Source organism: Azospirillum thermophilum (genome assembly GCF_003130795.1).
GTDB classification, from domain to species: Bacteria; Pseudomonadota; Alphaproteobacteria; order Azospirillales; family Azospirillaceae; genus Azospirillum; species Azospirillum thermophilum.
The window spans coordinates 356,511-376,179 of record NZ_CP029357.1 but is presented as its reverse complement, the minus strand read 5'-3'; the positions used below and the strand labels follow the sequence as shown (position 1 = coordinate 376,179).

Annotated in this window: 16 protein-coding genes and 1 pseudogene; 11 read left to right on the top strand and 6 right to left on the bottom strand. The window is 71.0% G+C overall.

What is annotated here, in order from left to right; translation table 11 throughout:
* Positions 1-209: 209 nt before the first annotated feature.
* From DEW08_RS26580 to DEW08_RS26560, 5 genes are all read left to right on the top strand, one after another.
* Positions 210-521 carry a DUF485 domain-containing protein gene (locus DEW08_RS26580; protein ID WP_109333006.1) on the top strand — a complete coding sequence of 104 codons (312 nt, stop codon included), beginning with the start codon at positions 210-212 and terminating at the stop codon, positions 519-521.
* A complete protein-coding gene (gene actP / locus DEW08_RS26575) occupies positions 518-2,188 on the top strand; it encodes a cation/acetate symporter ActP (protein WP_109333004.1) in 1,671 nt (556 codons plus the stop codon). Before DEW08_RS26580 ends, actP begins: the two co-directional genes overlap by 4 nt.
* Positions 2,189-2,343: 155 nt before the next feature.
* The gene (locus DEW08_RS26570; protein WP_109333002.1) at positions 2,344-2,952 is read left to right on the top strand and encodes a DUF2231 domain-containing protein; all 609 of its coding nucleotides are present in this window, start codon (positions 2,344-2,346) and stop codon (positions 2,950-2,952) included.
* A 55-nt stretch (positions 2,953-3,007) separates the two neighbouring features.
* Complete coding sequence (locus DEW08_RS26565) at positions 3,008-4,036, top strand: SDR family oxidoreductase (RefSeq protein ID WP_109333000.1); 1,029 nt, start codon at positions 3,008-3,010, stop codon at positions 4,034-4,036.
* The gene (locus tag DEW08_RS26560) at positions 4,033-5,172 is read left to right on the top strand and encodes a patatin-like phospholipase family protein (protein ID WP_109333478.1); all 1,140 of its coding nucleotides are present in this window, start codon (positions 4,033-4,035) and stop codon (positions 5,170-5,172) included. Before DEW08_RS26565 ends, DEW08_RS26560 begins: the two co-directional genes overlap by 4 nt.
* Positions 5,173-5,232: 60 nt before the next feature.
* Here DEW08_RS26560 and DEW08_RS33605 read toward each other — a convergent pair whose 3' ends face one another.
* A complete protein-coding gene (locus tag DEW08_RS33605) occupies positions 5,233-5,364 on the bottom strand; it encodes a hypothetical protein (protein WP_342760808.1) in 132 nt (43 codons plus the stop codon).
* Positions 5,365-5,445: 81 nt separating this feature from the next.
* Positions 5,446-5,976, bottom strand: a complete 531-nt coding sequence (locus DEW08_RS33600) for a hypothetical protein (protein ID WP_342760807.1) — start codon at positions 5,974-5,976, stop codon at positions 5,446-5,448.
* Between the two features lie 186 nt (positions 5,977-6,162).
* On the opposite strand from DEW08_RS33600, the gene DEW08_RS26550 reads away from it, so the two are divergent.
* Complete coding sequence (locus DEW08_RS26550) at positions 6,163-6,600, top strand: SPOR domain-containing protein (RefSeq protein WP_109332998.1); 438 nt, start codon at positions 6,163-6,165, stop codon at positions 6,598-6,600.
* Positions 6,601-6,610: 10 nt separating this feature from the next.
* On the opposite strand, the pseudogene DEW08_RS26545 reads toward DEW08_RS26550, so the two are convergent.
* A pseudogene (locus tag DEW08_RS26545) lies at positions 6,611-7,703 on the bottom strand (site-2 protease family protein).
* Positions 7,704-8,382: 679 nt separating this feature from the next.
* Between DEW08_RS26545 and DEW08_RS26535 the strand changes: the two are divergent.
* The 3 genes from DEW08_RS26535 (at position 8,383) to DEW08_RS26525 (ending at position 11,758) form a co-directional block, all read left to right on the top strand.
* Positions 8,383-9,255 (top strand): DMT family transporter, encoded by an 873-nt coding sequence (locus DEW08_RS26535; RefSeq protein ID WP_109333476.1) that lies wholly within the window; start codon positions 8,383-8,385, stop codon positions 9,253-9,255.
* Between the two features lie 100 nt (positions 9,256-9,355).
* On the top strand, positions 9,356-10,141 hold the full coding sequence (locus DEW08_RS26530; protein WP_109332996.1) for an SDR family oxidoreductase: 786 nt from the start codon (positions 9,356-9,358) through the stop codon (positions 10,139-10,141).
* A 24-nt stretch (positions 10,142-10,165) separates the two neighbouring features.
* Complete coding sequence (locus tag DEW08_RS26525; RefSeq protein WP_109333474.1) at positions 10,166-11,758, top strand: alpha-amylase family glycosyl hydrolase; 1,593 nt, start codon at positions 10,166-10,168, stop codon at positions 11,756-11,758.
* Between the two features lie 47 nt (positions 11,759-11,805).
* On the opposite strand, the gene DEW08_RS26520 is transcribed toward DEW08_RS26525, so the two are convergent.
* The gene (locus tag DEW08_RS26520) at positions 11,806-13,098 is read right to left on the bottom strand and encodes a TCR/Tet family MFS transporter (RefSeq protein ID WP_109332994.1); all 1,293 of its coding nucleotides are present in this window, start codon (positions 13,096-13,098) and stop codon (positions 11,806-11,808) included.
* A 470-nt stretch (positions 13,099-13,568) separates the two neighbouring features.
* On the opposite strand from DEW08_RS26520, the gene DEW08_RS26515 reads away from it, so the two are divergent.
* Positions 13,569-15,671, top strand: coding sequence for a putative bifunctional diguanylate cyclase/phosphodiesterase (locus tag DEW08_RS26515; RefSeq protein WP_168220524.1), 2,103 nt, complete (start codon positions 13,569-13,571; stop codon positions 15,669-15,671).
* A gap of 188 nt (positions 15,672-15,859) precedes the next feature.
* Positions 15,860-18,046: a putative bifunctional diguanylate cyclase/phosphodiesterase gene (locus DEW08_RS26510; protein WP_168220523.1), complete on the top strand. Its 2,187-nt coding sequence runs from the start codon at positions 15,860-15,862 to the stop codon at positions 18,044-18,046.
* Here DEW08_RS26510 and DEW08_RS26505 read toward each other — a convergent pair.
* The gene (locus DEW08_RS26505; protein ID WP_109332988.1) at positions 18,027-18,719 is read right to left on the bottom strand and encodes an ABC transporter permease; all 693 of its coding nucleotides are present in this window, start codon (positions 18,717-18,719) and stop codon (positions 18,027-18,029) included. The two genes, DEW08_RS26510 and DEW08_RS26505, sit on opposite strands and share 20 nt — an antisense overlap.
* A 3-nt stretch (positions 18,720-18,722) precedes the next feature.
* Entirely contained in the window at positions 18,723-19,427 is a 705-nt protein-coding gene (locus DEW08_RS26500) for an ABC transporter permease (protein ID WP_109332986.1), read from the bottom strand.
* Positions 19,428-19,669 lie beyond the last annotated feature (242 nt).

The window sequence follows — 19,669 nt, the reverse complement described above, 5'->3', positions numbered from 1 at the left end:
CCGGCGGATCGGGGGGCGACGGCCACTTTGGCACCGCGGGCGGGCCTCGGGCAATGGGGATCGCCGGGGATCGCCCCGGGGCGGCGCGCTCCGCCCGTGCTCCCTGCTGCGACGCAATGTCCGGCAACAATCTGCAACATTCCCGGGGTATTTCAGAAACACTGATCGGATAGCGTCCCTCCCCAGCAATAAGTAACCAGGAGGAAACAATGTCGGATCCGGTCTACCAACGGGTTCGCGCCAATCCGAAATTCCAGCAGCTCGTCGCCCGGCGCGGCCGGCTGGCGCTGGTCCTGTCGCTGATCGTGCTGGGCGCCTACTACGCGCTGATGATGGTGGTCGCCTTCGCCCCCGACCTGCTGCGCAGCCCCGTCGCGGAAGGCGGCGCGCTCAGCATCGGCTTCCCCATCGCCGCCGTGGTGATCGTCGTCTCCTGGCTGCTGACCGGGGTCTATTCCTACTTCGCCAATGGCGAGTTCGAGGACCTCAACAACCAGATCGTGGCGGAGAGCCGGAAATGAGCATCAGGATTCTCGCCGCCGCGCTGACGGCGGCCCTTCTGGCCGCCGGCCCGGCCATCGCCGCCGGCGACATGGGGGCCGCGGACAAGCAGGCCATCAACCCGACCGCCATCGCCATGTTCGTCGCCTTCGTGGGGCTGACGCTGGGCATCACCTACTGGGCGGCCAAGCGCACCCGGTCGGCCTCGGATTTCTACACGGCGGGCGGCGGCATCTCCGGCTTCCAGAACGGCCTTGCCATCGCGGGCGACTACATGTCGGCGGCGACCCTGCTCGGCCTGTCCAGCCTCGTCTACGCGACGGGGTTCGACGGGGTGGCCTACACCGTCAGCTTCTTCGTCGGCTGGCCGATCATCCTGTTCCTGATGGCGGAGCGGCTGCGCAACCTCGGCCGCTACACCTTCGCGGACATCGCCTCCTACCGGCTCGACCAGTCGAGTGTCCGCACCTTCGCGGCGCTGGGCTCGCTGACCGTCGTCATCTGCTACCTGATCGTCCAGATGGTCGGCGCCGGCCAGCTCATCAAGCTGCTGTTCGGGCTCGACTATGCGGTGGCCGTGGTGCTGGTCGGCGTGCTGATGGTGATCTACGTCACCTTCGGCGGCATGATCGCCACCACCTGGGTGCAGATCATCAAGGCCTGCCTGATGCTGGGCGGCGGCCTGCTGCTCCTGGTGCTGACCCTGTCGCAGTTCGGCTTCAGCCTGGAGGCCATCGCCGCCAAGGCGATCGAGACGCACAAGGCCGGGCCGAAGATCATGGGGCCGGGCAGCCTGCTGGCCGATCCGGTCTCCACCGTGTCGATGTCGCTGGGGCTGGTGTTCGGCACCGCCGCCCTGCCGCACATCATGATGCGCTTCTTCACCGTCCCCAACGCCAAGGAGGCGCGCAAGAGCGTCTTCGTCGCCTCCGGCCTGATCGGGATGTTCTTCCTGGTGGTGGCGGTGCTGGGCATGGCCGCGATCTCCATCGTCGGCGCCAACCCGCAGTATTTCGAGGGCGGCGTGGTCGGCGGCAAGCTGCTCGGCGGCGGCAACATGCCGATCATGCACCTCGCCCACGCCATGGGCGGCGACGTGCTGCTGGGCTTCATGTCGGCGGTCGCCTTCGCCACCATCCTGGCGGTGGTCGCCGGGCTGGCCTTGGCCGGCGCCTCGGCCATCGCGCACGACCTCTACGCCCGCATCATCCGCAAGGGCCAGGCGACGGAGGCCGAGGAGATGCGCGTCTCCAAGCTGTCCTCGCTGGCGCTCGGCGTGGTCGGCGTGATCCTCGGCATCGTGTTCGAGAAGCAGAACGTCGCCTTCCTGGTCGGCCTGACCTTCGGCATCGCGGCGTCGGTCAACTTCCCGGTGCTGATCCTCTCCATGTACTGGAAGGGGCTGACCACCCGCGGCGCGCTGTGGGGCGGCTTCAGCGGCCTCGTCTCGGCGGTGGCGCTGGTGGTGCTGTCGAAGACCGTGTGGGTGGCGGTGCTGGGCTACGCCACGCCGGTCTTCCCCTACGAGCATCCGGCGCTGTTCTCCATGTCGCTGGCCTTCATCGTCACCATCCTGGTGTCGAAGCTGGACAACAGCCAGCGCGCGCGGGCGGAGATCGCCGCCTACGACGACCAGTATGTCCGGTCGCAGACGGGGATCGGCGCCGCCGCCGCGTCCTCGCACTGACGACGGGGTCCCCCGGCCGGCCCGCCCCGGCCGGGGGTGTCCCTGCACAGCGGGATTCCTCGCCCGCCTTGCGAACCAGTTGGCGCATGCGCCTGTTGGCAGGAGCGACCACCGGCCCCGGCGGCCGGGAACGCCGACAGCAGGGAGTGCGCGACATGGCGGTGAAGGATACGCTGCGGGCCGTCCGCAACGCGGGACCCAGGACCTCTTCCGATGAACGGACCGGCGCCACCAGCGCCGCGGCGATCGGCCGCCACCCGATCCACCCCGTCCTCATTCCCTATCCGGTGGCCTTCCTGACCGCGACGCTCGGCACCGACGTCGCCTACTGGCGCACCGGCGATCCCTTCTGGGCGCGCACCTCGCAATGGATGCTGCGGCTGGGCCTCGCCTCGGGCGTGGTGGCCGCGACCGCCGGCGCCGCCGACTACCTGTCGATCCCGCGGGCGCGCAAGCATGCGGTCGGCCCGCTCCACGCGATCGGCAACGCCACCGTTCTTGCCCTGTCGCTCGCCAACCTGCTCGCCCGCCGCGACGATCCCGAGGATGCGGTGGTGCCGCGCGGGCTCGCCCTTTCGGCGGCCACCACGGCGCTGCTCGGCGTTACCGCCTGGGCCGGCGGCGAGATGATCTACCGCCACCGCATCGGCGTCATCGAGGAGGAGGGAGCGGGGGAGCCCGACGCGCTGCCCTCCGGCGACGCGGCCGGCCGCGGGCTGCTGCGCCATGACGCCCGGCGCGAAACCCAGCACGAGTCCGCGTGACTGATTCCTCCCCCGCATGTTGTTGCGATGCAGCAGCGAGCCGGGGAGCACACTCATGGACCGATCCTTCGACGGGATGGTGGTCGTCATCACGGGCGCGTCCAGCGGCATCGGCCGGGCCACCGCCCATGCCTTCGCCGGCCGCGGCGCCACCGTCGTCCTCGCCGCCCGCCGGCCGGAGATGCTGGCGGAGGCGGCGGACGAATGCCGGGACCTCGGCGGCAAGGCCGTCGCGGTGCCCACCGACATGACGGACGAGGCGGCGGTGGAGCGGCTGGCCCGCCACACCGTCGCCCGCTTCGGCCACATCGACGTGTGGTTCAACAATGCCGGCGTCGGCGTCTTCGGCCGGTTCGAGGACATTCCCTCCGACGTCTGGCGCCGGGTGATCGAAACGAACGTCTTCGGCTGCATGTATGGCGCCAAGGCGGCGATGCGGCAGTTCCGCGCCCAGGGGCACGGCGTGCTTATCAGCAACGCCTCCATCGTCGGGCGTCTCGCCAAGCCGGACTCGACCGCCTACGCCACCAGCAAGTTCGCCGTGCGCGGCTTTTCGGAGGCGCTGCGCCAGGAGGTGCTGGACCAGCCGGACATCCACATCTGCACCATCCTGCCGTCGGTCATCGACACCCCCTTCTTCCAGCATGCGGCCAACTACAGCCACCACCGCGTCCGCGCCGCTCCGCCGGTCTATACGCCGGAGAAGGTGGCCCGCGCCGTGGTCGGGCTGGTGACCAGCCCCCGGGCCGAGGTCATCATCGGCGGCGCCGGCAAGGCGGCCATCGCGGCGAAGCGGCTGGTCCCCTCCCTGATGACGCGGGTCAACGGCCGGGCGCTCAACGACGGCTTCCTCGCCGACCAGCCGGGCGACGAGACGACCGGCACCCTGTTCGAGCCGATGCGCGACGGGGCGGCGGTCCATGGCGGCTGGCGCAAGGGGCCGAACGACGGCGGGGTGCCGGTGCTGACCCTGGCGCTGATCGGCCTGCCGCTCGGCATCATGGCGTGGCGGCGCTGGCAGCGGACCGGCGCGGAAGCCTCCCGGCGGTCCCGGCCGGTGCAGGGGGTGAGGCGGGCGGCATGACCGGCGCGACGACCCTGCCGCTGACCCTGGTGCTGTCCGGCGGCAATGCGCTCGGCGCCTTCCAGGCCGGCGCCTATGAAGTGCTGCACGAGCGCGGGCTCCTGCCGCAGCGGGTGGTGGCCGTCTCCATCGGGGCGGTCAACGCCGCGCTGATCGCCGGCAACCCGCCGGAGGCGCGGGTGGAGGCGCTGCGGCGCTTCTGGGACGCGGCGACACAGGACAGGCTGGTGATCGGCAGCCCCCTGCTCAGCAGCCCGCTGTTCGGGCCGCTGGTCGGCGACGGGCGGGCGCGGGCGCTGCAGTCGCCGTTGCTCGGCAGCCCGGGGGTGTTCCGGCCGCGCCTGCCCGGCGCCCTGTCCCTGCTGCCCGGCATGCCGGGGGACGCCAGCCTCTTCGACCTGGGGCCGCTGCGCACGACGCTGGCCCGCCTGGTCGATTTCGACCGGCTGAACGGCGGCGAACTGCCGTTGACCGTGGTGGCCGTGGACGCGGTGACCGGAGACGAGGTGCGGTTTGCGGCCGGCGACCCCGGCCTGCGGATGGAGCATCTGCTGGCCAGCTGCGGCTTCATCCCCTTCTTCCCGCCGGTGGAGATCGAGGGGCGGCTGCTGTGCGACGGCGCCATGGTCGCCAACCTGCCGCTGGAGGCGGCGATCGGCGAGCCGGTGGCGGAGGACCGGCTGTGCATCGCCATCGACCTGTTCGACCGGCAGGGCGGTCCGCCGCGTACCGTCGGGCAGTCGGTGGACCGGCAGCTCGACCTCCTGCTGTCCAGCCAGACCCGCCGGACGATCGACGGGCTGCGCCGCAGCCACCGGCTTCGCCGCCGGCTCGCCAACCTCGCGTCGCACCTGCCTGCAGACCGGCGCAACGGCTCCGGCCCGGCCGACCCAGATCTGGCGGAGGCGCTGGCCGAGGCGTCACGGGCGGGGGACGGCGCCACCGCCCTGATGGTCGTCGGCTCCACCGCCGTGCCGGGCGATGCGGAGATGCGGTCCTTCGACTTCTCCCGCCCCGTGCTGGAGGAGCGCTGGCAGGCCGGCCGCCGCCGGATGGAACAGGCGCTCGACCGGCTGGCCGGGATGGAGGTCGCGCCCGGCGACTTCGCCGTGGAGATGGTCGGGGCGGTTCCCTGAACGGCCCTGTGTGGTGGACGAGGCCTCCGACGAATCCGTCCCGGCCGGCGACCCGCCCTCCTACCACCCGCCGCGGCCCTGATCGCCGGCCGGTCGGGCCTGCAGGCCGAAGGGGAAGGTCTCGGGCGGGCCTTCCCCCTCCGCCGCTTCCACCGCGTCGACCTGTGCGGCGTCGGGCCAGTCGGCCTCCACCGCCGTGATGGTGAAGCCATGCCGCTCGACCAGCCGCCGGGTGATCGCCGCCCGCGCCCGATAGAACTCCCCCGATAGAACTCAGACGTGCCGTGCGAGGCCTCGCCGAGCAGGACGGTGCGCCGCCTGCCCCAGCTCGTCGAAGGCATCGGCGAAGGCGGGATCGTCGGGATCGGGCAGGGCCTGTGCCGCGGCGGCGATGCGGCCGGGAATGGACACGGCAAGGTTGCGGTCATGGTCATGGTCATCCCGGCGGGAGCTGTAAAGTCTTCGCATGCGAAATGGCACGCATGGCCGGTCCAACAGCCGCGGCGCGGTCCCGCCCCGCCGCCTTGCGTCGATCGGCCGGCGGCGGCCTTGACGCGCCGCGGAGCTTGGCCGCAATGATTGGCGCATGACGCCGATCGCCCGCCCGCTCCATTCCGCCGTCGCTGCGGCAGCGCTGCTGCTCCTCGCGCCGCTCTCTCCGGTGCAGGCCGAGGAGTTCGACGCCGGCCCGCTGTGGAGCGGCAGCATCGTCCGCGACCGGGCGGGGCGGCTGGAAAGCTGCGCCATCGTGCGGATGTTCGACGACGACAGCGTGGTGACCTTCGCGCTGACCCGCAGCCGCAACTTCTTCCTGGTGGTGTCGAACCCGGCCTTCCGCCTGCCGGACGGCGCGAAGCGGATGCTGACCTACCGGGTGGACGAAGGGGCCGCCGATCCCGCGCCGGCGGACCTGCTGGCACGCAGCGTCATCATCGACCTGCCGGACACCGACCGGACGCAGGAGCTGTTGCGCCGGGGGAGTGGCTGTTCGTGCAGGGGCTGTTCGACGGCGGCCAGGACGTCGAGGCGCTCGGCTATTCGCTGGAGGGGGCGGGGCAGGGCCTGCCGCAACTTGCGGGCTGCGTCGATGCGGCGCTGGCCGCCGAACAGCGGGCCGCCGCCGCCGTCGCCGCCGCCAAGCCCTCGGTCGCGCTGCCGGCGCCCGCTCCCGCCGCGAAACCGGACGGGGTCGCGGTCGATCTCAGCACCTTCGCCTCGGAAGCGACGGCGCGCTCCGACTGGGACCATTTGAAGAAGGTCTTCGGGCCGCTGCTGGCCGGCCGCGAACCGGTCTTCGCCCCGCGGCCACGCAGCAGCGACGGCCGCGTCTTCACCACGGTGCGCATCCCCGGCTTCGCCGACCGCGACGAGGCGGAGCGGTTCTGCAAGGCTCTGCGGGCACGCGGGCAGGAATGCCGCCCGCGCTGAGTCCGCGGGGTCAGCGGGCGGCCGCCGGCCGGGCGGGGCGGGCGGCGTGGACCATCATCATCTCCCCGACATTCTCCGGCGTCACCAGCCCGACCAGCCGGCCGGCGCCGTCGACCACCCCACCGCCGGCAACTCGCCGTCCCGCATCAGTTGCAGCGCGTCCTCCAGCTTCTGGCCGGGATGGATGGTCGGGATGTCCGCCTGCATCGCCTGCAGGACCGGCGCCTGCGGGCCGAGGTCGCGCAGCGCGCGGATCATCGCCTGGCGCGTCAGCACGCCGCGCAGCCGGCCGGTGCCGTCCACCACCGGGAACTCGTGCTGGGTGGTGCGCAGCAGGCACTGCACCGCATCCTCGATCACGCTGGACGGCGACAGGCTCTCGAAGCGGGTGATCATGGCATCCGACACGGTGACGCCGTTGGTCACCTCGCGCATCTGCACGGCATGGGCCTCCGACGCCGCCCCCAGATAGACGAACAGCGCGATGAACAGCAGGATCGGGTTGCCGAACAGGCCGAGCAGCCCCAGCAGGAAGGCCACCCCCTGGCCGACCGAGGCCGCCATCTGCGTGCCGCGGACATAGCCGTTGCGGCTCGCCAGGATGGCGCGCAGCACCCGTCCGCCATCCATCGGAAGGCCGGGATCAGGTTGAACAGCGCCAGGAACAGGTTGACCGCGGCCAGCCGTTCCAGCACGCCGACCCCGGCGTTCTGCGGCTCCACGCTGCCGGCCGGGACGAAGCCGCCGAGCACGAGATAGAGCAGCCCGGCGATCACGATGTTCACCGCCGGGCCGGCCAGCGCCACCACGATCTCCTGCGCCGGCTTCTCCGGGATGCGCTCCAGCCGCGCCACGCCGCCGATGGGCAGCAGCGTGATGTCCGGCGTCCTGACCCCGTAGCGCCGGGCGGCGAAGACATGGCCGAACTCGTGCAGCACGACGCAGAGGAACAGCAGGGCCATGAAGACCACGCCCTCGGTCGCCGCCGGCCAGCCGCCCTGGCTGTAATGGGCGGCGCCGATCCACAGCAGGAACAGAAGGAAGGTGATGTGGATGCGGATCACCGTGCCTTTCACGATGCCGATGGGGAATGACCAGCTCATCTCGGCCCTCTTGTCGCGTCTGTTGACGGCGGAACGCGCCGCGCGGAGAGTGGGTCCCCCGCGGGCTCCGGTCCTGGCCCCAGCGGAACCTCGTCCATCAGGATCTCGTGCGTCCGCCCCCCTCCCTTCAAGCCCGCAAAGGAAACGGCGTCGTGTTCCGTCAGGCCCGCTCGCTCCTCGTCCTCCTTCTTCTCGCCTGCGGGCCGGACTCCTGGTCTTCGGGATCGACCCGCCGGACGGCGGCCGGCAGGCGGACAGCCGCAGCTTCCTCGCGGCCTGCGAGGGTGGTCCCTTCGCCGCCGCCAACACCACCAACAGCGCCGACGCCGCCCGGCTGTGCGCCTGCGTCCTGTCCTGGCACCTGAAGGAGGGGGCGCGCGCCGGCTATCCGCTGCCCGTCGCCCTCTACCGCTCCGCCGGCACGACGACGCAGGCCGCGGCCACCCAGACTACGGCGGTTGCCGAGGCCGACCGCACCGCCCGCGAGGCCTGCCTGTCCGGACGCATGCCCAGAACGGGACGCTGACCCGCTCCGCCGGCAGGCGGCAGGGCCGCGCTGCGGTTTGACCCGCGCTCCGTCCCTGCGCCATTCTGTCCGATGGGCGAACGAACATAAGAACGAAGGGGGAGCGCCGTGGTCGCCATCACCGACCGCCGGACGGAACTGGAGGGCACGGCCATGCTGGGGCTCGTGCTCCTCTGCCTGCTCTGGGGAGTCCAGCAGGCGACGATCAAGATCGCCATGACCGGGGTGCCGCCGGTGCTGCAGGGCGGGCTGCGCTCGCTGGGCGCGGTGGTGCTGGTCTGGGGCTGGGCTTCCTGGCGCGGCCTGCGGCTGTTCGAGCGGGACGGGACGCTCGGGCCCGGGCTGCTCGCCGGGCTGCTCTTCGCGCTGGAGTTCCTGCTGATCTACTGGGGCCTCACCTACACCACCGCCTCGCGCAGCATCCTGTTCCTCTACACCGCGCCCTTCGTGGTGGCGCTCGGCGCCCATCTGCTGCTTCCCGGCGAGCGGCTGAGCCGCCTGCAGGCCGTCGGACTGCTCTGCGCCTTCGCCGGCGTCGCCGCCGCCTTCGCCGAGGGGCTGCGCCTGCCGACATACCGCGAGCTGGCGGGCGACCTGATGGTGCTGGGCGGGGCGGTGCTGTGGGGGGCCACGACGCTGCTGATCAAGACCACCCGCCTCGTGCGGAGCAGCCCGACCAAGGTGCTGTTCTACCAGCTCGCCGTCTCCGCGGCCCTGCTCCCCGTCGGCTCGGCCCTGCTGGGGGAGGGCGGGGTGGTGGCGCTGAGCCCGCTGGTGCTGGCCTGCCTCGCCTACCAGATCGTGGTGATCGCGGCGCTGTCCTACCTCGCCTGGTTCTGGCTGATCGCCCGCTATCCGGCGGCGCGGCTGTCCGCCTTCACCTTCCTGACGCCGCTGTTCGGCGTGATGGCCGGGGCGCTGCTGCTCGGCGAGCGGATCACCGGCGGCTTCGTGGCGGCGATGGCGCTGGTCTGCGCCGGCATCTATCTGGTGAACCGGCGGCCCGCCCTGCCCCGGACGACATAGCCCCTTCCCCGTTCCGTGCCGCGGGGGAACCGCTCCGCGCGCCGCCGGTTGGCAGACGAGACGTCACCGGAGCAGGCCGGGCGGAACAGCGGAGCGGATCATGGAACTGAAGGGCAAGGTCGCACTCGTCACCGGCGCCGGCTCGGGCATCGGAAAGGCCGCGGCGGTCCGCTTCGCCCGCGAGGGGGCCGCCATCGGCGTGCTGAGCCGCACGGAATCCGAGGTCCGCAAGACGGTGGAGGAGATCGCCGCCGCCGGCGGCCGGGCCATCCCCCTGGTGGCGGACATCGCCGACAGCGCGGCGATGAAACAGGCGATCGCCCAACTGGTCCGGGAGTACGGGCGGCTCGACATCGTCTTCGCCAATGCCGGCATCAACGGCGTCTGGGCGCCGATCGACGAGCTGGCGCCGGAGGAGTGGGACCGCACCATCAACATCAACCTGCGCGGCACCTACCTGACGCTCCACCATGCCGTGCCGCACCTGCGCGCGGCCGGCGGCGGCGCCGTCCTGGTGACGGCGTCGGTCAACGGCACCCGCATCTTCAGCAATGCCGGCGCCACCGCCTATTCCTGCACCAAGGCGGCGCAGGTGGCGATGGTCCAGATGCTGGCAGTCGAATTGGCCAAGGACCGCATCCGCGTCAACGCCATCTGCCCCGGCTGGATCGAGACGGACATCCCCGACAACACCGAGACCCGCAACACCGAGAAGGCCGGGGAGCCGGTGGAGTATCCGGAGGGCGAGATCCCCCTGACCGACGGCAGGCCCGGCGACAGCCACGAGGTGGCGGAGCTGGCGCTGTTCCTCGCCTCCGACCGCGCCCGCCACGTCACCGGCACGCCGGTGTGGATCGACGGGGCCGAATCCCTGCTGGTCGGCTGATCCGCTCTGGTCATGGGGGTGCCGATGCCGGCCGGTCATGCATGGTGGCAGAGCGGGGTGATCTATCAGGTCTATCCGCGCTCCTTCCAGGATTCGAACGGGGACGGCGTCGGCGACCTGCCGGGGGTCCTGGCGCGGCTCGACCATCTGGTGGAACTCGGCGTCGATGCCGTCTGGCTGTCGCCCGTCTACCCGTCGCCGATGGCGGACTTCGGCTACGACGTGGAGGACTACACCGGGATCCATCCGCTGTTCGGCGGCATGGCGGACTTCGACCGGCTGGTGGCGGGCGCCCACGCCCGCGGGCTGAAGGTCATCCTCGACTATGTGCCGAACCACAGCTCCGACCGGCACCCCTGGTTCCGCGCCAGCCGCTCCTCGCGCGAGGATCCCCGGCGCGACTGGTACATCTGGCGCGATCCCGCTCCGGACGGCGGCCCGCCGACCAACTGGCTGTCGGAGTTCGGCGGCAGCGCCTGGGAATGGGATGCCCGCACCGGCCAGTATTACTACCACGCCTACCTGAAGGAGCAGCCGGACCTGAACTGGCGCAACCCGGAGGTCCGGGAGGCGATGCTCGGCGTGCTGCGCTTCTGGCTCGACCGCGGGGTGGACGGCTTCCGTGTCGATGCCATCCACCACCTGATCGAGGACGAGCGGCTGCGCGACAACCCGCCCAACCAGGCCTGGCGGGAGGGCATGTCGCCGACCCGCCGCGTCATCCGGCTGCACACCATGGACCAGCCGGAGGTGCACGACGCCATCGCCGCGATGCGGCGCGTGGTGGACGGCTATGACGGCGACCGGCTCCTGATCGGCGAGGCCTATCTGCCCATCGACCGGCTGATGGCCTATTACGGCGCCGACCTGTCGGGCTTCCAGCTCCCCTTCAACTTCCACCTGCTCTCCACCCCCTGGACGGCGCAGGCGGTGGCCGCCCTCATCCGCAGCTACGAAGCGGCGCTGCCTGCCGGCGGCTGGCCCAACTGGGTGCTGGGCAACCACGACCGTTCCCGCGTGGCGAGCCGCCTCGGCCCGTCCCAGGCGCGGGTGGCGGCGATGATGCTGCTGACGCTGCGCGGTACCCCCACCCTCTACCAGGGGGACGAGATCGGCATGACCGACGTGCCGATCCCGCCGGACCTCGTCCAGGACCCGTGGGAGAAGAACGTGCCCGGCCTCGGCCTCGGCCGCGACCCGGTGCGCACGCCGATCCCCTGGGATGGCGGCCCCGGCGGCGGCTTCACCACCGGCACGCCCTGGCTGCCCTTCGGTCCCGACCGGGGGCAGGTGAATGTCGCGGCCCAGCAGGGCGATCCCGCCTCGATGCTGGCTCTGCACCGCTCCCTGCTGGCGCTGCGCCGGGCGGAGCCGGCCCTGTCTGTCGGGGCCTGTCACGGCGTTTCGGCGGAACAGGACGTGCTGGTCTACGAGCGCAGCCACGACGGCCGCCGGCTCCGCGTCCTGCTGAATTTCGGCGGCGAGCCGCGCAGCGTCGCCGGCCAGCCGCCCGGTGGGCGCATCCGCCTGTCGACCCGACTCGACCGCGCCGGCGAGGCGGTGGGGGAGGCGGTGGCGCTGCGTCCCGACGAAGGGCTGGTGATCGGGTTCGGCTGAGTCCGCCGGGAACTCCGCCCCGGCCGCCGTCGCGGGAGGCGGGCGGATCAGGGTGCCGTCGCCGTCCGGCCCTCCGTCGCGGCGGCGTCCTCCGCCGCCTGCTGCGAGCGGACCTCCTCACGCTTCGCCCGCCGGGCGACCACCCAGCCCAGCCCGGCCGCCGCCAGCAGCACCAGCGCCGCGATCAGGAAGGCCGCTCCGGGATGCGGCAGGATCGGCGCCTCGCCGACCGAGGCGGAATAGACCATGCCGAAGAACAGCGGCGACAGGATGCCGGCGATGCTCGCCACGCTCATGTTGGCGCCCTGGAGCTGGCCCTGCTCGGACTCCGATACCCGCTGCGTCATCAGCGACTGCAGCGTCGGCATGGCGAGGCCCCACAGCGCGTTCGGCAGCATGGACAGCGTGAAGCTCCAGGCATCCGGCGCCAGCCCCATGCAGGCGATGCCGATCGAGCCGCCGAACAGCCCGACGATCATCGTGCCGCGGTCGCCCAGCCGCTTCACCACCCGGCCGACCAGCAGGCCCTGCACCAGCATGTCCAGCACGCCGACCAATGCCAGCAGCAGCCCGACCTCGCGCGGCCCCCAGCCGTAGCGCAGTGCGGCATAGAGCACGAACACCGCGGGGAAGACGTGGTGCGAGAAGTGCAGCAGGAAGTTGACCACCGCCAGCCCCGACAGCTCGTGGTGGGAGCGCAGCAGCCGCAGCGCGCCGAACGGGTTGGCCCTGGCCCAGGAGAAGCGCATGCGGTTCTCCGGCGCCAGCGACTCCGGCAGCACGGCCAGCCCGTAGAGGAAGGCGAGCCCGCTCAGCACCGCCGCCGCCCAGAAGGGCGCCCGCGGCGACAGCTCGCCCAGCAGCCCGCCCAGCACCGGGCCGGCGACGAAGCCGGCGCTGAAGGCCGCCCCGATCAGGCCGTAGGCCTTCGCCCGCTTCTCCGGCGGGGTGACGTCGGCCATATAGGCGAAGACGGTGGTGAAGCTGGAGGAGGTGATGCCGGCGATCGCCCGCCCCGCCACCAGCCAGGCGAGGCTCGGCGCCAGCGCCATCAGCACATAGTCGGCGGCCAGCCCGATGGTGGACAGCAGGATGACCGGCCGGCGGCCGAACCGGTCGGACAGCGAGCCGATGACCGGCGACGAGAAGAACTGCATCAGCGCCCACAGCGCGATCAGCGCGCCGTTGATCGCACCGGCCGCGGCGTTGGAGCCGGCGAACTCCTCGATCAGCGCGGGCAGCACCGGGATGACGATTCCCATGGCGACGATGTCCAGCGCCGCGGTGACGAGGATGAAGGCGATGGCGGCCTTGCGCCGGGAGGCTGCGAGGGCGGTCATGATGAAGGTCCTTGGTGACGGGCCGTCCGGACGGCTGTTCGCGCCCGGCCGATCTGCCGCCGGGCTGCTTTCTTGTCGTCCCCGCACCGGCAAGCGCGACGGCGCGGATTGCGGCGGACGATAGCTCAGCCGGCCCGTCTTGTGGAGCGCAAAAATATCCGACACAGGATGTGTTGCATGTTTGCACGATCGGGCCGGAGTGTCCGTTAAGGCTGCGAACAAATCCGCAGACAGGAATATGTTAACTTTTCTGGGGCAAAATTCGGACAGAAATAGGGATGAAACACACCCATTGGCGACCCATGATGAAGTACCTTCCTGCGTATAGGCGCGCGGGGGAATGGCGTTTCTCAGTGAAAGTGGTGGCGCCTATCATGGCTGCTACTTTGCTGGTACTAGGCCTGACGGCCTACGGCATTTCCTGGGCGGCAAAGAAAAGTGACGAGGCTTCGATAGGCCGGCAAGTCCGCATGGCGGAACTCGTCATCGGGTCCAGTATCGACACCTTGGCGCGCGAACTTGAGGTGGTTGCGGTCTGGAATGAAGCGGTCGCCTATACCGGGCAGGACCAGTTCAGTTCCAAGTGGATCGACGAGAATCTCGGGACATGGCTTTTCAAGATGTTCGGCCATGACCGGGTTTTCGTCCTGAACGCGAGCGATGAGCCGGTCTATGCAATGGCCGACGGCGCCCAGGTGGACGCGACCCGCTATGCCGAGGTGCGCGACTCCATCGCCGACATGGTGGCGGACCTGCGGGCGCTCGGGCCCAAGGCGGTGCCGCACAGGGCCACCAAGACCACCGGGCGCGGCATCCATGTCGCGGACCTGCGCCGGGTGGCCGGCCGGCCGGCGGTGGTCGGCGTCATGCGCATCGTCCCGCACGCCGGCGACTTCCCGCCGGCGCTCCCGGGGCGGGAGGCGCTGCTGCTCGGCGTGCGGTTCCTCGACGGCAGCTTCCAGGAGGAGTTGCGGACCGAGCATCTGCTGGACGGCGCCCGCTTCGGCGGGGCGTCGGATGCCGGGCCGGGCGAGCGGCTGCTGCCGCTGCATGGCCGCCGCGGCGTGCTGGCCGACTATCTGATCTGGCGGCCGGAGGCGCCGGGCGCCCAGATCCTGGGCCATCTGATCCCGCTCTATCTGCTGGAATCCGCCTGCTTCATCCTGATCATGCTGGTCCTGCTGCGCGTGCTCTGGCGGTCGGCCGGCGAACTGCGCGCCAGCGAGGCGCAGGCCCAGCACCTTGCCTACCACGACATGCTGACCGGCCACCCCAACCGCGCGCAGTTGATGGACATGCTGGACCAGTCGCTCGCCGGGGCGGCGCGGGCGCCCGACGGGCCGCAGGAGCGGTTCGCGCTTCTCCTGCTCGACCTCGACCGGTTCAAGCAGGTCAACGACGCGCTCGGCCATCAGGCCGGCGACGGGCTGATCCGGCAGTTCGCCGACCGCCTGTCGACCGTGGTGCGCCGCGGCGACCTCGTGGCCCGGCTCGGCGGCGACGAGTTCGCCATCGTCCAGCACGGCATCACCGGCCAAAGCGACACCGAGGCGCTGTGCCGCCGCATCCTCGACAGCGTGTGCCGGCCCTTCTCGCTGGCCGGCGGCATGCAGGCGTCGGTCGGCGTCAGCATCGGCATCGCCACCGCGCCGGAGGCCGGGCTCGACAGCATCGGCCTGATGCGCAAGGCCGACATCGCGCTCTACCGGGCGAAGGCCCAGGGGCGCAACCGCTTCTGCTTCTTCGCCGACGACATGGACGACGAGGTCCGCAACCGCAACCGGCTGGAGGTCGACCTGCGCCGGGCGTTGGAGACGGGGGAGGGGCTGGTCGTCCATTACCAGCCGCAGATGTCCTGCGACGGCCGCTGCGTGACCGGGCTGGAGGCGCTGGTCCGCTGGCAGCATCCGATGCTCGGGCTGCTGCCGCCGTCGCAGTTCCTCTCCGTCGCCGACGAATGCGGGCTGTCGGTGAGGATCGACGACTGGGTGCTGGAGCACACCTGCCAGGTGATGGAGCGGCTCCCCGAGGTCCCCGTCGCGGTCAACCTCTCGCCGGCCCAGTTCTACACCGGCGACCTGTTCGAGCGGGTGACGGACATCGTCCGCCGCCATGGCGTCGATCCCGCGCGGATCGAGCTGGAGATCACCGAACGGGTGCTGCTGGAGGACAATGCCAGCAGCCACGGCGCCCTGCGCCGCCTGCGCGAGGCCGGCTTCCGCATCGCGCTCGACGATTTCGGCACCGGCTATTCCAGCCTCAGCTATCTCCGCCGCTTCCGGGTGGACAAGATCAAGATCGACCAGTCCTTCGTCCGCCATCTCGACCACTCGCAGGAAGCGTCGTGCATCGTCCGGGCGATCGTCTCCCTGGGGCAGGCCATGGGGCTCGACGTGACGGCGGAGGGGGTGGAGACGGAGGACCAGCTCCGCTACCTGGCGCTGCTCGGCTGCGACCAGATGCAGGGCTATCTCTTCTCCCCGCCCGTGCCCGAACCCGGCCTCACGGCTCTCGGCCTGACCACGATGCGCCAGGCGATGGAGGCAGCCTTTCCCGCGGTCGAATCAGGGTAAACCTGGACCCGGGGGAGCAGCTGGAAGGTCTTAATCGTTTCGGTTATCGCGTTACAATGGAGGACCGGCAACACCGGTAGCTGAATCCGGGGGTCAGGCGCATCATGCTGTCCCGCACGCGGCCTTATACTGGGAAGTGGCGCTTTTCTGCAAAGGTTGTCTTCCCGACGCTGTCCGCAACTCTGGTCGTGCTGGGGCTGATGGCCTACGGCATCTCCTGGGCGGCCCACAACAGCGATGCGGCATCGGTCGCCCGCCAGATCCGGATGGCGGAACGCGCCATCGCCGCCAGCGTCGCCGCCCTGGCGCATGAGCTGGAGGTCGTGGCGGTCTGGGACGACGCCGTCGCCTTCTCCTCCCCCGACCGGTTCGATGCCGTCTGGCTGGACCGCAACGTCGGCGTCTGGCTCGCCCGCATGTATGGTCACGACCGGGTTGCCGTGCTCGATGCGCAGGACCGCCCGGTCTACGCCATGGCGGATGGCCGGGGGGGCGATCCGGCCGGGGCCGCCGACCTCGCCGCCGCCCTGGCGGACTTGACGGGGGAGGTGAGGGCGCGCGGCGTGGTGCTGCCCGACGGACGGGCGCGCAAGGCGACCGGCCGCGGTGTCCATGTCTCCGATTTCCGCAGGATCGCCGGCCGGCCGGCGGCCGTGGCGGTGATGCGCATCGTCCCGCTGTCCGACGGCGTCCCGGCGCCCGCGCCGGGGCGGGAGACGCTGCTGGTCGGTGTGCGGTACCTCGACGGCAGCTTCCTGGAGGAGTTGCGCACCGAGCATCTGCTGGACGGCGCCCGCTTCGCCGGGCCACCGGCCCCCGGGGCGGGGGAGACGGTGCTGCCGCTGACCAACCGCCACGGGCAGGTGATCGACCATCTGGTCTGGCGGCCCGAGGCGCCGGGGGCCGCCGTTCTCGGCACGCTGCTGCCGCTCTATCTCGGCGAGACGGCGGGCGTGCTGCTGATCATGCTGGTCCTGCTGCGCGTCCTGTGGACTGCCGCCAACGACCTGCGCGCCACCGAGGCGGAGGCGGCGCGCCTCGCCTTCTTCGACGGGCTGACCGGCCATCCCAACCGGGCCCGGCTGATGGACATGCTGGAGCGCATCCAGCCCGGCGGGCCGGCGGGCGCCGTCGCGCCGGCCGACCGCTTCGCCCTGCTGCTGCTCGATCTCGACCGCTTCAAGCAGATCAACGACACGCTGGGCCATCAGGCGGGGGACGAGCTGATCCGCCAGTTCGCCGACCGGCTCGCCGCCCTGGTCGGTCCCGGCGACCTGATCGCCCGCCTCTGGGGGGACGAGTTCGCCGTGGTCCAGTTCGGCGCGGCCGATCCGGCGGCGGCGGAGACGCTCTGCCAGTCGATCCTCGACAGCGGCCGCCGTCCCTTCTCGCTGGGGGGCGGCATGCAGGTGCTGGTCGGCGTCAGCATCGGCGTCGCCTTCGGTCCGCAGGACTGGCTGGGCAGCGAGGACCTGCTCCGCCGGGCGGACATCGCGCTCTACCGCGCGAAGATGGCGGGGCGCAACCGCTACTCCTTCTTCTCCGCCGAGATGAACGAGCAGGTGCGCGAGCGTGCCATGCTGGAGATGGCGCTGCGCGAGGCGCTCGACACCAGGGAGGGGCTGACCGTCTATTTCCAGCCACAGATGTCGCAGGACGGCGGCACCCTGACCGGGCTGGAGGCGCTGGTGCGCTGGAAGCATCCGCAGCACGGCATGATGTCGCCCGGCCGCTTCCTGCCCGTCGCCGAGGAATGCGGCCTCGCGGTCCGGCTCGACGAATGGGTGCTCGACTACACCTGCAGCCGGATGAAGGATCTGCCGGACGTGCCGGTCTCGGTGAACCTGTCGCCCGGCCAGTTCTGCACCGACGACCTCTACGAGCGCATCATGGTCATCGTCCAGCATTACGGCGTCGACCCGCGGCGCATCGAGCTGGAGATCACCGAGAAGGTGCTGCTGGAGGAGAATGTCGCCAGCCATACCGCCCTGCGCCGCCTGCGCGAGGCCGGGTTCCGCATCGCGCTCGACGATTTCGGCACCGGCAACTCCAGCCTGAACTATCTGCGGCGCTTCCGGGTGGACAAGATCAAGATCGACCAGTCCTTCGTCCAGCATCTCGGCAAGAGCAGCGAGTCCGCCCCCCTGCTCCGCGCCATCATCAATCTCGGCCACGCCATGGGGCTCGACATCACGGCGGAGGGGGTGGAGACGCGGGAGCAGCTCGACTTCCTCGCGCAGAACGGCTGCAACCAGATGCAGGGCTACCTCTTCGCCCCGCCGGTCCCGGAGGAGCGCCTGGCCGACTTCCGCCAGACGGCCTCCGGATCCGCCGCCGCGGCCGACGGCTCCGCCCCTACGCCGTCCGCACCCTGAGATGGGGCGTGCTGCGGACCTCGGCATATTTGACGAGGCGGGAGGCGAGGAAGTTGATCAGCAGGTAGAGCGCGCCGGCGACGATGAAGATCTCGAAGACGGCGAAGGTCTGCGAGATGATCTTGCGGGCCAGCCCGGTGATCTCCAGCATGGTGATGGTGCTGGCCAGCGAGCTCGCCTTGACCATCAGGATGACCTCGTTGCCGTAGGCCGGCAGCATCTGGCGGACCGCCACCGGCAGGACGATGCGGCGGAACACCAGCACCCGCGACATGCCGCAGGCCCGCGCCGCCTCGATCTGGCCGTGCGGCACCGACAGGATGGCGCCGCGCAGGATCTCGCTGGTGTAGGCGCCGGTGTTCAGCGTCAGCGCCAGGATCGCGCACCACATCGGCTCGCGCAGGAACGGCCACAGCACGCTCTCCCGCACCGCCTCGAACTGGCCGAGCCCGTAGTAGATCAGGAAGATCTGCACCAGCAGCGGCGTGCCGCGGAAGACGAAGACATAGGCACCGGTCACCCCCGCCGCCACCCGGTTGCCCGACAGCCGCAGCAGCGCCGTCGCGAAGGCCACCACCGCCCCGCAGAGCAGCGCGGCGGAGACGAGTTGCAGCGTCACGGGCGTCGCCGCCAGCAGCCGCGGGATGCTGTCGAGCATCAGTTCCCAGTTCATCGCTCAGACCCTCCGCACGCCGCGGTTGGCGTACCGCTCGGCCCGCTCGAAGGCGGTGGTGGAGACCGTGGTCAGCAGCAGGTAGAGCGCCGCCGCGGTCGAGTAGAACAGGAAGGGCTGGCGGGTCGAGCCGGCGGCGACATGCGACACCCGCATGATCTCGGCCAGCGCCGTCACCGAGATCAGCGCCGTATCCTTGAGCGTGAGCTGCCAGACGTTGCCCAGCCCCGGCAGGGCGTAGCGCAGGGTCTGCGGCACCAGCACGCGGCGCAGGATCAGCCAGCGGTTCATGCCGCAGGCCCGTGCCGCCTCGATCTGGCCGAAGGGCACCGCCTGCACCGCGCCGCGGATCACCTCGGTGGAATAGGCGCCGGAGATCAGCCCGACCGAGGCGACGCCGATGCTGAAGGCGTTCAGCTCGATGTAGCCGTCATAGCCGAAGACCCGCGCCACCGCCATCACCATGCCCGAGCCGCCGAAGAACAGCAGGTAGATCACCAGCAGCTCCGGCACGCCGCGCACGACGGTGGTGTAGACCTCGGCAACCCCGCGCAGGGTCAGGCTGTAACTCAGTTTCGCCGCCGCCCCGCCGGCCCCGAACAGGAGGCCGAGCAGGAAGGAGGACAGCGCCACCGCCATGGTCATCGCCGTCCCGGCGAGGAGCTGTCCGCCCCAGCCGTTCGGCCCGAAGGAGAGAAGGTCCAGCATGCGGCTCCTGATGGTTTCGGTGCGGAGGGGACCGGGTCTTCACGGAGGTCAAGGGAGGACAGGGCGGAGGTCAGGGAATGACCAGGGCATCGGCGACCGAGGGCCGTCCGCCTCCCGGCAGGGTCCGTCCAGGTCCGGATATGTCGTGTCTGTGGAAAGAGGCTGGCCGCTCCGCGGTCCCGCCCGGAATTCCGCGTCATCCGAAGAACGATCCGGGCGATCCGTGAGAGATGCAGGACGCG

What these genes read in the sequence shown, in the direction of transcription:
- DEW08_RS26515 (WP_168220524.1), top strand. Translation starts at nt 13,569, where the DNA reads ATGGCGGAACTCGTCATCGGGTCCAGTATCGACACCTTGGCGCGCGAA.
- DEW08_RS26560 (WP_109333478.1), top strand. Translation starts at nt 4,033, where the DNA reads ATGACCGGCGCGACGACCCTGCCGCTGACCCTGGTGCTGTCCGGCGGC.
- DEW08_RS26525 (WP_109333474.1), top strand. Translation starts at nt 10,166, where the DNA reads ATGCCGGCCGGTCATGCATGGTGGCAGAGCGGGGTGATCTATCAGGTC.
- DEW08_RS26580 (WP_109333006.1), top strand. Translation starts at nt 210, where the DNA reads ATGTCGGATCCGGTCTACCAACGGGTTCGCGCCAATCCGAAATTCCAG.
- DEW08_RS26500 (WP_109332986.1), bottom strand. Translation starts at nt 19,427, where the DNA reads ATGCTGGACCTTCTCTCCTTCGGGCCGAACGGCTGGGGCGGACAGCTC.
- DEW08_RS26570 (WP_109333002.1), top strand. Translation starts at nt 2,344, where the DNA reads ATGGCGGTGAAGGATACGCTGCGGGCCGTCCGCAACGCGGGACCCAGG.
- DEW08_RS26535 (WP_109333476.1), top strand. Translation starts at nt 8,383, where the DNA reads ATGCTGGGGCTCGTGCTCCTCTGCCTGCTCTGGGGAGTCCAGCAGGCG.
- DEW08_RS26520 (WP_109332994.1), bottom strand. Translation starts at nt 13,098, where the DNA reads ATGACCGCCCTCGCAGCCTCCCGGCGCAAGGCCGCCATCGCCTTCATC.
- DEW08_RS26505 (WP_109332988.1), bottom strand. Translation starts at nt 18,719, where the DNA reads ATGAACTGGGAACTGATGCTCGACAGCATCCCGCGGCTGCTGGCGGCG.
- actP (WP_109333004.1), top strand. Translation starts at nt 518, where the DNA reads ATGAGCATCAGGATTCTCGCCGCCGCGCTGACGGCGGCCCTTCTGGCC.
- DEW08_RS26565 (WP_109333000.1), top strand. Translation starts at nt 3,008, where the DNA reads ATGGACCGATCCTTCGACGGGATGGTGGTCGTCATCACGGGCGCGTCC.
- DEW08_RS26530 (WP_109332996.1), top strand. Translation starts at nt 9,356, where the DNA reads ATGGAACTGAAGGGCAAGGTCGCACTCGTCACCGGCGCCGGCTCGGGC.